The organism is Thermoanaerobacterium xylanolyticum LX-11 (assembly GCF_000189775.2).
Classification (GTDB): Bacteria; Bacillota; Thermoanaerobacteria; order Thermoanaerobacterales; family Thermoanaerobacteraceae; genus Thermoanaerobacterium; species Thermoanaerobacterium thermosulfurigenes.
Genome location: NC_015555.1, coordinates 1,505,381 through 1,519,351, shown reverse-complemented (window position 1 = coordinate 1,519,351; position 13,971 = coordinate 1,505,381). Strand labels below are relative to the sequence as shown.

At 34.8% G+C, this 13,971-nt stretch carries 15 protein-coding genes, 1 tRNA gene, 1 other RNA gene and 1 other annotated feature; of the genes, 15 read left to right on the top strand and 2 right to left on the bottom strand.

What is annotated here, in order from left to right; genetic code table 11:
* The first annotated feature begins 10 nt into the window (after positions 1–10).
* Positions 11–475, top strand: coding sequence for a thioredoxin-dependent thiol peroxidase (gene bcp, locus THEXY_RS07490; RefSeq protein ID WP_013788236.1), 465 nt, complete (start codon positions 11–13; stop codon positions 473–475).
* Positions 476–501: 26 nt separating this feature from the next.
* On the opposite strand, the gene THEXY_RS12640 is transcribed toward bcp, so the two are convergent.
* On the bottom strand, positions 502–639 hold the full coding sequence (locus THEXY_RS12640; protein WP_013788235.1) for a hypothetical protein: 138 nt from the start codon (positions 637–639) through the stop codon (positions 502–504).
* Between the two features lie 193 nt (positions 640–832).
* Here THEXY_RS12640 and THEXY_RS07485 point away from each other — a divergent pair, with 193 nt between their 5' ends.
* A complete protein-coding gene (locus tag THEXY_RS07485; protein WP_349265819.1) occupies positions 833–1,072 on the top strand; it encodes a DUF5665 domain-containing protein in 240 nt (79 codons plus the stop codon).
* Positions 1,073–1,092: 20 nt separating this feature from the next.
* Positions 1,093–1,716, top strand: coding sequence for a TraR/DksA C4-type zinc finger protein (locus THEXY_RS07480; RefSeq protein WP_041592088.1), 624 nt, complete (start codon positions 1,093–1,095; stop codon positions 1,714–1,716).
* A 40-nt stretch (positions 1,717–1,756) separates the two neighbouring features.
* Here the strand turns inward: THEXY_RS07480 and THEXY_RS07475 are convergent.
* Positions 1,757–1,832 (bottom strand) — tRNA-Trp (locus THEXY_RS07475).
* Positions 1,833–2,044: 212 nt separating this feature from the next.
* Between THEXY_RS07475 and tkt the strand changes: the two genes are divergently transcribed.
* From tkt to THEXY_RS07420, 12 genes are all read left to right on the top strand, one after another.
* Entirely contained in the window at positions 2,045–4,030 is a 1,986-nt protein-coding gene (gene tkt, locus THEXY_RS07470) for a transketolase (RefSeq protein WP_013788232.1), read from the top strand.
* A gap of 84 nt (positions 4,031–4,114) precedes the next feature.
* The gene (locus THEXY_RS07465; RefSeq protein ID WP_013788231.1) at positions 4,115–5,017 is read left to right on the top strand and encodes a TTE1925 family mutarotase; all 903 of its coding nucleotides are present in this window, start codon (positions 4,115–4,117) and stop codon (positions 5,015–5,017) included.
* A 77-nt stretch (positions 5,018–5,094) separates the two neighbouring features.
* Positions 5,095–5,532, top strand: a complete 438-nt coding sequence (gene lspA / locus THEXY_RS07460; protein WP_013788230.1) for a signal peptidase II — start codon at positions 5,095–5,097, stop codon at positions 5,530–5,532.
* 33 nt (positions 5,533–5,565) lie between these two features.
* Positions 5,566–6,486, top strand: coding sequence for an RluA family pseudouridine synthase (locus THEXY_RS07455; protein ID WP_013788229.1), 921 nt, complete (start codon positions 5,566–5,568; stop codon positions 6,484–6,486).
* A gap of 64 nt (positions 6,487–6,550) precedes the next feature.
* Positions 6,551–6,750, top strand: a binding site (T-box leader).
* A gap of 66 nt (positions 6,751–6,816) precedes the next feature.
* Entirely contained in the window at positions 6,817–8,070 is a 1,254-nt protein-coding gene (hisS, locus tag THEXY_RS07450; protein WP_013788228.1) for a histidine--tRNA ligase, read from the top strand.
* 14 nt (positions 8,071–8,084) lie between these two features.
* On the top strand, positions 8,085–9,866 hold the full coding sequence (aspS, locus tag THEXY_RS07445) for an aspartate--tRNA ligase (RefSeq protein ID WP_013788227.1): 1,782 nt from the start codon (positions 8,085–8,087) through the stop codon (positions 9,864–9,866).
* A 46-nt stretch (positions 9,867–9,912) separates the two neighbouring features.
* Positions 9,913–10,092: non-coding RNA, 6S RNA (ssrS, locus tag THEXY_RS12390), on the top strand.
* Positions 10,093–10,110: 18 nt separating this feature from the next.
* Positions 10,111–10,863, top strand: a complete 753-nt coding sequence (locus THEXY_RS07440) for a tRNA threonylcarbamoyladenosine dehydratase (RefSeq protein ID WP_013788226.1) — start codon at positions 10,111–10,113, stop codon at positions 10,861–10,863.
* Positions 10,864–10,934: 71 nt separating this feature from the next.
* Positions 10,935–11,207, top strand: a complete 273-nt coding sequence (locus THEXY_RS07435; protein WP_013788225.1) for a metal-sensitive transcriptional regulator — start codon at positions 10,935–10,937, stop codon at positions 11,205–11,207.
* 96 nt (positions 11,208–11,303) lie between these two features.
* The gene (gene trxA, locus THEXY_RS07430) at positions 11,304–11,624 is read left to right on the top strand and encodes a thioredoxin (protein WP_013788224.1); all 321 of its coding nucleotides are present in this window, start codon (positions 11,304–11,306) and stop codon (positions 11,622–11,624) included.
* Positions 11,625–11,751: 127 nt separating this feature from the next.
* Complete coding sequence (uppS, locus tag THEXY_RS07425) at positions 11,752–12,402, top strand: polyprenyl diphosphate synthase (protein ID WP_013788223.1); 651 nt, start codon at positions 11,752–11,754, stop codon at positions 12,400–12,402.
* A gap of 109 nt (positions 12,403–12,511) precedes the next feature.
* Positions 12,512–13,840, top strand: a complete 1,329-nt coding sequence (locus THEXY_RS07420; protein WP_013788222.1) for a replication-associated recombination protein A — start codon at positions 12,512–12,514, stop codon at positions 13,838–13,840.
* Positions 13,841–13,971: the final 131 nt, after the last annotated feature.

The window sequence follows — 13,971 nt, the reverse complement described above, 5'->3', positions numbered from 1 at the left end:
GGAAAAGTTGATGGTTGAAGTAGAAAAAGAAGCCCCTGATTTCATTCTTATGTCAAGTGATGGAAAGAATGTCTCTTTAAAAGATTATAGGGGTAAAAAAGTTGTTCTTTACTTTTATCCCAAGGACAATACGCCTGGATGCACAAAGGAAGCTTGCCAGTTTAGAGACAACATAAATTCTATTGAAGATAATGACGCAGTTGTAATAGGGGTAAGCTTAGATGATTTAGAGTCTCATAAAAAATTTATTGAAAAATTTGATTTGCCATTTATACTCTTAAGCGATGATGATGCTAAAGTTTCAACAGAGTACGGTGTCTATAAAGAAAAAAATATGTATGGAAAGAAAAAAATGGGCATAGAAAGATCAACTTTTGTAATAGATAGGAAAGGCATAGTAAAGAAAATTTTTAGGAAAGTGAAAGTTGATGGACACGTAGATGAGATATTGAAAGTGCTAGAAGAAATTGATTAAAGATTTAGTGCGCTTTATGCGCACTTTTAATAATTTAGAATAGGCAGACTGAAAGCAGCTATTAATGCAACTATCATTACAATGACAATAGTCAAAGCTACATATTTATGCCATTTTCTGTTGTAAAAAGGGTTTAAAAAATCTTTATTTTTCTTTTTTTTCATTTTATTCCCCTCATCAATTTTACTAAGATAATTTTATTAAAATATACATCTTCTTATTACTAATTTAAGCATATTTAAGTTTAAAAAACAATAAATTATTAATAAACTTTGCCCAAAAAGACAAAATAGTTTATAGGAGGAATGGGGCTTGGATAATAAATTATTAAATGAAATAAAAAAGCAAATTGAAAAAATGTCTGAGATGATGGAAAAAATGAAAATAGCTGACTATGTAGAATTGATGCAAAGCCCTTATAGACTCCTATGGCTTAACTTTGTCGGTGGGCTTGCACGTGGTTTTGGCATGGCTATAGGATTTACATTGCTTGGAGCAATTGTAATATACATATTGCAAAGAGCGGTTTTATTGAATTTGCCTATTATAGGCAATATTATTGCTCATATAATTAAAATTGTTCAACAAAATTTATGATAGAAAGGCATGTGGTTATTATGGATGACAAAAAATTAGAGTACTTTAGAAAAAGACTTATTGATGAAAGAAATAAAATTTTGCATACTTTAAACGAGATGGATGATAATAATGGAACTGGAAAAATTGGTGAGAGAGAATATTATCAGGAACTATCATTAGCGGACAATCATCCAGCAGACATAGCTTCGGAAGTATATGAATTAGAGAAAAATTACGCATTAAAAGATAACGAACAACACGTTTTGAGGCAAATCGATGATGCTCTTTCACGGATGGTTAGCGGTAAGTATGGTATATGCAATCATTGTCATAAAGAAATTGAAATAGAAAGGTTAGAAGCATTGCCATATACACCTTTGTGCGCAAAATGTGCGAAAAATAATGATTTAAAATTAAGCGATCTTAGATTTTCACGCCCCAACGAAGAAAGAACTATTAAATATCTTTTTGGATGGGGATACATGGATTCTAAAGACGAAAATCAATTTGACGCTGAGGATTCGTATCAAGCGGTAGCAAGGTATAATAAAACTAAGGCAGGGCTTGATAATTATGATGACGATTACGATGATTATAATTCAGGATATGTGGAAGAGGTAGACAAAATAAGCAATGAAGATTACAAAAAAACATTAAAATAAAAGCGAATCTTGTGTTTAAAAAGCATTTTAGGCATAAAAATGGCAGGGGAGACAAGAATCGAACTCGCAACCTACGGTTTTGGAGACCGCCGCTCTACCAATTGAGCTACTCCCCTGCGACGAAATTTATTATATCATAGTATATTTATCTAGTCAATAACTAAGTGCATTTTATTTCGTTGTTATTCTGTCATAAAACTCAACAAAAAAAGTGTGCAAAATATAAAAATAATTCGTAACTTGCTCGAATTTTAAGTTAAATTCTTTTATTACGATTTATCCAATGTTATAATATTAATGGTAATTAAAAAGCAAAGGAGAGTTAAGTATGAACAGGATTGATGAATTAGCAATTAATACTATACGTATACTTTCAATCGAACAGGTGCAAAAGGCTAACTCTGGACATCCAGGTATGCCAATGGGTTCTGCTCCAATGGCATATACATTGTGGGCCAAATATTTAAAGCACAGTCCCCAAAATCCTAAATGGGCTGGGCGAGATAGATTTATATTATCTGCTGGACATGGTTCTGCACTTTTATATTCATTGTTGCATCTTTTTGGCTATGGACTTACAATAGAAGATCTTAAGAATTTTAGACAATGGCAAAGTTTAACTCCGGGACATCCAGAATATGGGCATACACCAGGTGTTGAAATTACTACAGGTCCATTGGGACAAGGTATTTCAAACGCTGTTGGCATGGCAATCGCCGAGACTTATATGGCAAGCAAATTTAACCGTCCAGGGTATGACATAGTAGATAATTATACATACGCTATCGTTGGCGATGGATGCCTCATGGAGGGCATTTCGTCTGAAGCGTGTTCTTTAGCTGGAACGCTAAAGCTTGGTAAATTGATAGCATTGTACGATTCCAATAACATTTCTATCGAAGGTGGTACAGATATTGCTTTTACAGAAGATGTTGGTAAAAGATTTGAGGCTTATGGTTGGCAAGTTATAAAAGTAGATGATGGTAATGACGTAGAAAAGATAGGAAAAGCTATTGAAGAAGCAAAGGCAGACAAAGAAAGGCCGTCACTTATCATAGTAAAGACAGTGATTGGATACGGCTGCCCAGAGAAACAAGGAAAAGCTTCAGCACATGGAGAGCCACTGGGAGATAAAAATGTAGAGGCAACTAAAAAGTTTTTGGGATGGGATTATGATGAGGAATTTTATGTTCCAGATGAAGTGCGTAAGCATTTTGAAAATATCATAGAAGAATTAAATAAAGAAGAAGAAAAATGGAATAGAATGTTTGAAAATTATAGAAAAGACTATCCAGAATTAGCAGAAGAATGGGATAAATGGCACAGTGAGAAATTGCCGGTTGATTTAGTCGCTGACGAAGGCCTTTGGAATTTTAAAGTAAAGACGGCTACAAGGTCTTCATCTGGAGACGTTTTGAATTATTTGGTTAAGCTTGTCCCAAATCTGATAGGTGGTTCTGCAGATCTTGCGCCATCTACAAAGACTTACACAAAAGATAGAGGCGACTATAGCAGCGAAAACAGAGGTGGCTCTAATTTTCACTTTGGCGTTAGAGAACATGCAATGGCAGCGATTGCGAATGGAATGGCTGCTTATGGCGGTATTATACCTTATGTATCTACATTCCTCGTATTCAGTGATTATATGAAGGGTGCTGTAAGGTTATCTGCATTGATGAAGCTTCCTGTAATTTACGTATTTACTCATGACAGCATTGGCGTTGGCGAGGATGGTCCAACACACGAACCGATAGAACATTTGCCAATGTTAAGAAGCATTCCAAACTTGACGGTTATAAGGCCTGCAGACTCAAAAGAAGTTTCTGCTGCATGGTGCTACGCTCTTAACAAAAAAGACGGTCCAACAGCATTGATATTGACAAGGCAAAATCTTCCTGTTTATGATGAGACATCAAAAGATGCTTTAAAAGGCGGATATGTGTTGTGTGATGCTGAAAATGGAAATCCAGATGTGATTTTATTGGCCAGTGGTTCAGAGGTTAGTTTGATTTATGAGGCATACAAAGTGCTTAAAGAGAAGGGGATTAAGGCGAGGGTAGTAAGCATGCCTTCAATGGAGATATTTGATATGCAACCAAATGAATACAAAAAAACAGTGCTTCCTGATAATGTGAGAGCCAGAATTGCAGTAGAGGCTGCAAGTACTATGAGCTGGTATAAATACGTTGGCCTTGATGGCTGTGTAATTGGTCTTGATCATTTTGGAGCATCTGCGCCTGGTGAAATACTCTTTAGAGAATTTGGATTCACTGTTGAAAATGTCGTCAACAAGGTATTAGAGCTATTAAAGTGATGAATAAGAGTGCTTTATCGCACTCTTATTCAAAAATTTTTAGGAATCATACAAGTATGCTTTATTTAAGAAAGGAATGGTATCATGAGTGTTACGATTAAAAAGGTTTCATTTTCGGGTTGGAATAATTGCATTGAAGTTTCTAATGGGGTGGTTGATTTTATAGCTACAACGGAAATAGGTCCAAGGATAATGAGATTTGGGTTTGTAGGACAAGAAAATGAATTCAGCATTAATGAAGAAGATGCAGGTAAAAAAGGTGAGGACATTTGGAGAAATTATGGTGGGCATAGATTGTGGCACAGCCCTGAAGCCATGCCAAGAACATATACACTTGATAATTTTCCAATAAAGTACGAAGAAATAGAAAATGGCATTAAGCTTATTCAAGAGCCTAAAGATTATGCATATATACAAAAGGAAATTGAAATAACTTTAGAACCAGATAAACCTATTGTAAATGTTAAGCATACGCTTACAAATAAAGGTGCTTGGGCGGTAGAGCTTTCACCATGGGCTATATCTATCATGGCAACAGGAGGTCTTCAAGTCGTTGAGCAACCTATGAAAGACACTGGACTTTTGCCAAATAGAGCTTTAGTATTGTGGCCTTACTCTCATATGAAAGATCACAGAATACACTTTGGAGACAAATACATAATTTTTGAGCAAGACCCTAATAAAAAAGAACCATTTAAATTTGGAATTCAAAATGAAAAAGGATGGGCAGCGTACTTTAATCATGGACATCTTTTTATAAAGAAATTTAAACATGATGAAAATGCAGTTTATCCGGATTACAATGCTTCTTACGAAACATATACGACAGATTGGATGATGGAAATGGAGTCATTAGGTCCTATGGTAAAATTAGAACCTGGTGCATCAACTGTGCATTTAGAAGATTGGATTTTATACGATAATGTTAAAAGACCATCTATAGATGAAAAAGAGATAGAAGAATTGTTATCCAAGTACGTAAAATAATTTTTGAAAGATTGAAATCTAAATTAGGGCTCGATTTTCAAGCCCTAATTTTAAGCTTTTACTTAGGAGGATAAATTTTGGAAATTATCATTGTTTTTATTTCTATTTTAATTGACCAAATTTCAAAATACTTTGTAGTGAGGTATTTAAAACCCATTGGGACTTTTCCTATAATAGACAATGTATTTAACTTTACGTACGTTGAAAATAAAGGTGCTGCTTTTGGAATATTGCAAAATAAGACAGTATTTTTTATAATAATAACGGTTATTGTTGGGACAATATTGGTGTATTCAATTATAAATATACCCAGCAGTACATTTTATAAGTTTACTTTATCCATGATTCTCGGTGGAGCCATCGGAAATTTGATCGATAGAGTCAGATTAGGGTATGTTGTAGATTTCATTGACTTCAGGTTTTTTCCAGCAGTCTTTAATTTAGCTGATTCCATGATAGTAGTAGGCGCTATATTGTTGTGCTATACTTTGATATTTAAAAAAGAAAGTCAATAATAGTAGGTTATATGCTTGGAAGGGTTGTAATTCATGAACATAGTTAATATTGTGAATATAATTGCAGAAAAAGATGATGTAGATAAAAGAATAGACTCTTTTTTAGCTTCGGAAGTAGATTATACAAGATCATATTTAAAGAAATTGATATTAGATGAACTTGTTAAAGTTAACGGCAAATCGGTAAAGCCTAATTATAAGGTAAGGGAAGGTGATGTGATAAACTTAAATATACCTGAAGCGGAAGAAATAGACTTAAAACCAGAAAATATTCCTCTTGATATTATTTACGAAGATGATGATATAATTGTTGTAAATAAGCCTCAAGGCATGGTGGTTCACCCTGCTCCTGGTAATTTAAGTGGTACACTTGTCAATGCGCTTTTATACCATTGCACAAATTTGTCGGGCATAAATGGAGAATTAAGGCCGGGAATTGTCCATAGGCTTGATAAAGATACTTCTGGCGTAATGGTTGTTGCTAAAAATGACAAAGCTCATCTTGAGCTTTCAAATCAAATAAAAAACAGGACTATTTTAAAGAAATATTTAGCGATCGTTGAGGGAGTAATTAAAAACGATGAAGGAGCTGTAGAGGCTCCAATAGGAAGAGATCATATTGAGAGAAAAAAGATGGCTGTTGTAAAAGATGGACGCTATGCTTTAACATTGTATAGAGTTCTCGAAAGGTATAAAAACAATTCTCTTGTAGAAGCGATAATAAAAACTGGTCGCACTCATCAGATTAGAGTTCATATGGCATATATTGGGCATCCAATTGTAGGTGACGAAGTTTACGGATATAAAAAACAGAGATTTAATCTTTCAGGTCAGGTGTTACATTCAAAGCTTTTAGGCTTAGTGCATCCATCTAAGAAAGTTTATATGGAATTTGAGGCACCAACTCCTGAATATTTTGAAAAGTTAATGAAAGTATTAAAAGAAAAGCAGTAGTTCTTTTCTGGCTTGACACGTCAATATATTAAAGTTATAATATCAAATAAATAGCTTGATATAGTATACTGCGATGAGTAGGAGAGTAGCAAAAGCACATATAAAAGGGAGAAGATACCGTGACTGAGAGTATCTTTATATCACTGCCTTTGCGAAAGACGCCTATTAGCATATTGGTCGATATGTAGGCCAAATACGTAAACCTGCGTTAAAGGAAAGAGTTGTAATCAGGGTGGCACCACGGGAAATTCTCTCGTCCCTGCAATTTATTTGCGGGATTGAGAGAATTTTATATTATATAATACTTAAGTATAAAGAGGAGTTGATTTTATGCTTACAAAAGCGCCTAGAGGGACAAAAGATGTACTTCCATCAGAAGCTTACAAATGGCAATATTTAGAAAATATGATAAGAGAAATATGTGCAGATTTTGGATTTAAAGAAATTAGAACACCTGGGTTTGAGCACACTGAACTATTTTTAAGAGGTGTTGGCGAATCAACTGATATTGTCAGAAAGGAAATGTACACTTTTAATGACAAGAGCGGTAGAAGTATTACTTTAAAGCCTGAGGGAACTTCGCCTGCTGTAAGAGCGTTTGTTGAACACAACTTATACGCAGAAACGATGCCAGTTAAGATTTACTACATAACACCAGTATATAGATATGAAAGACCTCAGTCAGGAAGGCTTAGGGAACACCATCAATTTGGAATAGAAATGTTTGGGTCAAATGACGCCTTGGCTGATGCTGAAGTAATCAGTGTTGCTATGACTCTATTCAATAAATTGGGACTTAAAAATTTGGAGCTAAATATCAACAGCATTGGATGTCCTAACTGCAGAAGGGAATATAACAAAGCGTTGAAAGAATTTTTAGGAGAAAATATTGAAAATTTATGTGATGATTGCAAAGAAAGATATAAGATAAATCCCATGAGAGTCCTTGATTGCAAGGTTGAAAGTTGTAAAAGAATATTGAAGGACGCACCGTTAATGCTTAATTATCTTTGTGATGATTGCAAAAATCACTTTGAAAGTCTTCAATCTTATTTAAAAGAAGCGGGATTTAACTTTATCATTAATCCTAAGATAGTTAGAGGTCTTGACTATTATACTAAAACAGCTTTTGAAATAATATCAAACGACATAGGTGCACAAGGTACTGTTTGTGGTGGAGGAAGATACGATGGTTTAGTAGAAGAATGTGGAGGTCCTTCTGTACCTGGTGTAGGGTTTGGATTGGGACTTGAACGTTTGTTGCTGACGCTTGAAAACAGCGGCATTGAAATACCCGCTCCAAAGCGTCCAGATCTTTTCATATGCACAATCGGAAATGAAGCAAAGAAATATGCGTTTTCTATGGCTACAAAACTTAGGAGTTTGGGAATTTCAGTTGAGATTGACAATATGGGAAGAAGTCTTAAAGCACAGATGAAATACGCTAATAAACTAAATGTAAGGTATACGATAATTTTAGGTGAAGACGAACTTAAAAATGGCAAGGTAAAAATGAAAAACATGGACACTGGAGAAGAAAGTGCAATTGAGCTTGATAAAATTTATGATAAAATATCAGAATAGATGGAGGTATATTGATGGGAGAGCAATTGGCAGGCATGAAAAGAACACATATGTGCGGAGAACTTACAATTAACGATGTTGGGAAAAATGTCGTTGTGATGGGATGGGTTCAAAGAAGGAGAGATCTTGGAGGACTCATATTTTTAGAATTGCGGGATAGGACCGGGCTTATACAGATTGTTTTTAGTGAGCAGCTTTCAAAGGAAGCATTTGATAAAGCTCAGCATGTGAGAAATGAGTATGTTTTGGCTGCATCAGGTAAAGTTGTAAAGAGATCGGAAGAAAATGTGAATCCAAATCTTGAGACAGGAAACATAGAGATTTACGTAAGCGAATTTAAAATTTTAAGCAAAGCTGAGACACCACCATTCATGGTGGAGGATAGAAATAATGTGTCTGAGGCGATTAGATTAAAGTACAGGTATTTGGATTTAAGAAGACCATCGATGCAGAAGATTTTGATTACAAGATACAAGATAACGAGAATTGTGAGAGACTTTTTGGATAAAAACGGCTTTATAGACATAGAAACGCCGCTTCTCATAAAAAGCACTCCAGAAGGAGCTAGAGATTATCTTGTTCCAAGTAGGGTACAACCTGGCAAATTTTTTGCGTTGCCACAATCACCGCAGATATTTAAGCAGCTTTTAATGATATCAGGTTTTGATAGGTACTATCAGATTGCAAAATGCTTAAGAGATGAGGATTTAAGAGCAGATAGGCAGCCTGAGTTTACGCAGATCGATATAGAGATGTCGTTTGTCGATGAAGATGATGTCATATCCATAAATGAGCGTATGATAGCTAAAATATTTAAGGAAATTTTGAATATCGACTTGGAAGTTCCTTTTAGGAGAATTTCTTGGCAGGAAGCAATGGACAGGTTTGGCTCTGACAAGCCTGATTTAAGATTTGGAATGGAGTTGAAAAATCTTTCATCAATATTTGCAGACTCTGAATTTAAAGTTTTTAGAGATGCAATAGAAAATGGTGGTTCTGTAAGGGCAATAAATGTGAAAGGTGCAGCATCTATTCCTAGAAGACAATTAGATGAGCTTGTAGAATACGTAAAAACATATAAAGCTAAAGGACTTGTATGGATACAGATGTCAGATGATGGTCCAAAATCCCAAATCTCAAAATTTTTGAAAGAGGATGAGTTGGCACAGGTTTTAAATGCCATGGAAGCAGAAAAAGGCGATTTGATATTAATAGTAGCTGACAGAAACAATATGATAGTTTATGATGCTTTAGGTCATTTGAGATTGGAAATGGGGAGAAGATACAATCTTATTGACGAGAACAAGTACGAATTTTTGTGGGTTGTCGATTTTCCATTGTTGGAATACAGCGAAGAAGAAAAAAGGTATGTTGCGATGCACCATCCGTTTACTGCTCCAAAAGACGAGGATATAGAAATGCTTGACAAGAATCCGGGCCAGGTAAGAGCAAAAGCGTATGACATAGTTCTAAATGGTATGGAAATAGGTGGTGGCAGTATCAGGATACATGATACAGAATTGCAGAAGAAGATGTTTAAAGTGCTTGGTTTTAACGATGAAGATGCTGAGGCACGATTTGGATTTTTATTAAATGCTTTTAAATATGGAGCACCGCCACATGGTGGCATTGCATATGGGCTTGACAGATTGACAATGATACTTACGGGTACAGATAATATAAGGGATGTTATCGCATTTCCAAAAACCCAGAATGCATGCGATCTTATGTCGGATGCGCCATCTGAAGTTTCGAAAGAACAGTTGGATGAATTACACATAAAGGTTGACCTATAAACGTTTAACCTTGAAAAATGCTTAAAAATGTGATAATATATTTTTAGAAACCCTATGGTGTGCGTGAAATGCGGTAATGTTTTGAGCCAACACCTATTAAAAGGGAGCCTGGGCTCTGGTAATGGAATATAAGCCATCTTTGAATGGACATATGAAGTTATCAGGAGGGCACCCACCTGCGAGAGCAGGTTCAAAACCACCGACTTAACGGCACTATGGGGATTTTTTATTGGAGGAATCAGCATTGTTACACGCTTTTTCGAGAACGGAACTATTAATAGGGAAAGATAATTTAGATAAATTAAAAAGATCTACTGTCGCTGTTTTTGGGATGGGCGGTGTAGGATCGTACACAGCAGAAGCTTTAGCACGAAGTGGCATTGGAAAATTGGTAATAGTAGACGATGACACAGTCTGCTTAACTAACATAAATAGACAAATACATGCTACAAGAAAGACAGTTGGTAAACCAAAAGTTGAAGTTATGAAAGAGAGGCTTTTAGAGATAAATCCTAATCTTAAAGTTATATCACATCAAACTTTCTATAGTAGCGAGAATAGCAATATTTTGTTGTCCTGCGATTATGATTATGTAGTAGATGCTATTGACACAGTATCGTCGAAAATAGATCTTGTCGTTAAATGCAATGAGATGGGCATACCTATTATAAGCTGCATGGGCGCAGCAAATAAACTGGATCCTACAAAGTTTGAGGTGGCTGATATATACGATACGAGTATATGTCCTCTTGCAAAAGTTATGAGATATGAGCTTAGAAAACGTGGTATAAAATCGCTAAAAGTTGTTTATTCTAAAGAAAAGCCCATAAAACCTCTTTTGGATGTGGAAACTTGTAAAAAACAGTGTATATGCACAAATAAAGAAAGAACTTGTGTCAAAAGAAGGCAGATACCAGGTAGTGTATCTTTTGTACCACCTGTAGCAGGATTTATATTGGCTGGTGAAGTCATAAAGGATATACTTGGGTACAAGTGAAAAATATGTTGACAAATTTTCGCGGAAAGATTATACTAAATTTGTACCTAATAGGGGTATGGGAGGTAATTATGAATTCATATCAAGATGAAAAAGACGATTTGCTAAGAAGGCTAAAAAAAATCGAAGGACAAATAAAGGGAATACAAAAAATGATAGAAAAAGACATATACTGTGTAGATGTCCTTATACAGGTTGCTGCCGTTAGATCTGCAATAAATAGCGTAGGTAAAATATTGCTTAAAAGTCATACTCTTGGGTGCGTGAAAGATGCTATAAATACTGAAAAGCAAGATGACATGATTGACGAGCTTGTTGAGACATTTATGAAATTTATGAAATGACTTAAAGATTTTTAGGTTTATTTATTGGATAAAATAAATCTAAAAGAAAAAGCTAATAGTTAAAGAATTTTTAAAATATAATTAGGAGGTAGAAAAATGGCTGAAGTTAAAATAACAAAGGACAATTTTCAGGAGGAGGTAGTTAATTCAAATATACCTGTTTTGGTAGATTTTTGGGCAGAGTGGTGTGGACCTTGCAGAATGGTTTCGCCTATAATAGAAGAGTTAGCTGAAGATTATGAAGGAAAAGTGAAAGTTGGCAAAATCAATGTGGATGAAGAAAACGAGCTTGCTATGCAATTTAGGATCATGAGCATCCCTACCATAGGACTTTTCAAAGGTGGCAAAATGGTAGATAAAATCATAGGAGCAAGGCCAAAATCTGATTTTGAAGATTTTATAAATAGAAATTTATAACAAAGGAAAAACTGTTATCGCTTTTATAGCATAACAGTTTTTTTTAATTAAAATATTTATACATTAGAGTATAATAGATATTAAATTGGAAAAACTGTATATATCAAATCAAAGAAAGGAGGACAAAATGTATAGAATTCCCAATCACATTGGCGTTATTCCTGATGGAAATAGACGTTGGGCACAAAATAGAAATATGCCTAAAGAAGCTGGATATTCATACGGTTTAGAACCAGGAATTACATTGTATAAGATGTGCAGAGAGATTGGCATTAAAGAATTAACTTTCTATGGATTTACGCAGGATAACACAAAGCGACCATCTGTTCAAACAGAAGCATTTAAAAAAGCGTGTATTGATGCTGTTAAAATGCTTGAAAAGGAAGATGCAAATCTTTTAGTCATAGGAAATTATAATTCTCCCATGTTTCCGCAAGAATTGTTGCCATATTGTAAACGAAAAAGAATTGGCAGTGGAAAGATGAAAGTTAATTTTCTTGTCAATTATGGATGGCAGTGGGATTTGAATAATGCATTAAAGGCTTTAAGCAGTGGAGAAAAAAGGGATATATTAGATCTAATTTCATCAAAAGAAATATCGCGAATAGATTTAATCATAAGGTGGGGTGGCAGAAGGAGGTTAAGCGGATTTTTGCCTGTCCAGTCGATATATTCTGATTTTTATGTAATTGATGATTATTGGCCGGATTTTAAGCCTCAACATTTTTACGATGCCCTTGAATGGTATTCAAAACAAGATATTACACTTGGTGGATAAATGTCATCATTAAAGGTGGCATTTTTTATTTGCAATTACTTTTATATATATACATATGTATAGTATAATAATGCTGATGTATGAATAAAGTTTGTAAAAGGTGAAAATCATGGATATGTTTCAATTTGCACAAGACAATTTTAGAAAAAGCAATGCACCGTTGGCAGATCGCATGAGGCCTACTACTCTTGATGAGTTTGTTGGTCAAAAGCATATATTAGGGCATGATAAGCTTCTATATAGAGCCATAAAAGCTGACAAAGTCAGATCGCTTATATTTTATGGGCCACCTGGTACAGGTAAGACAACGCTTGCAAATATAATAGCTAATACGACGAAATCTAGTTTTGAAAAATTAAATGCTGTAACATCAGGAGTTACAGATATAAAGAAAATAGTAAATGAGTCAAAAGATAGATTGTCGATGTATGGAAAAAGAACCATATTATTTGTTGATGAGATACATAGATTTAATAAATCGCAGCAGGATGCACTGCTTCCGTATGTTGAAGATGGGACGATAATTTTGATTGGTGCTACAACTGAAAATCCTTATTTTGAGGTTATCCGTCCTTTAGTATCAAGGTCTATGATATTTGAACTATACCCTCTTAGTGATGATGATATAAGAGAAATAGTTTTACGAGCTTTAAACGATGAAAAGCGTGGACTTGGAAATGAAAAGATTAAGGTTACAGATGATGCGTTAAATCATATAATTGCGTATTCTGATGGTGATGCAAGGACGGCACTTAACGCGATAGAATTAGCATTTTTAACTACAGAGAGAGATGAAAATGGAGTAATTAACATAGACATTGAAGTAGCTCAAGAGTGTATCCAAAGAAAAGTGCTAAAGTATGACAAAAATGGTGACAATCATTATGACACTATTTCTGCTTTTATCAAAAGCATGAGGGGGTCTGATCCTGATGCTGCTTTATATTGGCTTGCAAAGATGATATACGCTGGAGAAGACCCCATGTTTATCGCAAGGAGAATAGTTATTTGTGCAGCAGAGGATGTTGGAAATGCAGATCCTAATGCGCTTAATATAGCCGTATCTGCTATGCAAGCAGTAAATCAGATCGGTATGCCTGAAGGAAGAATAATACTTGCACAGGCTGCAATTTATGTTGCCTGTGCGCCTAAAAGCAATTCAGCTATAATGGGCATAGATAGTGCCCTTGATGACATCAAACATCTAAAAACTGGTGCTGTTCCAATGCACCTTCAAGATGCCCATTATAAAGATGCAAAAAATTTAAATCGAGGTGTTGGGTATAAGTATGCACATGATTTTAAAAATCACTATGTAAAACAACAATACCTTCCAGACGAATTAATAGGAAAAAGATATTACAATCCATCTTCAATGGGGTTTGAAAAGAAAATATCTGAGTGGCTTAAGTTTATAAAAGATAGCGGTGATAGTTAAGGATAATTATTTGCCATAAGGATACAATAACATTTAGTTTTACATTCGAATAAATTATTGACAAAACAAATTTATAATGTTATTTTATTTAGTAGAAATCCGAGCAGAATAGTCGGTATTAAGGAGGGTCT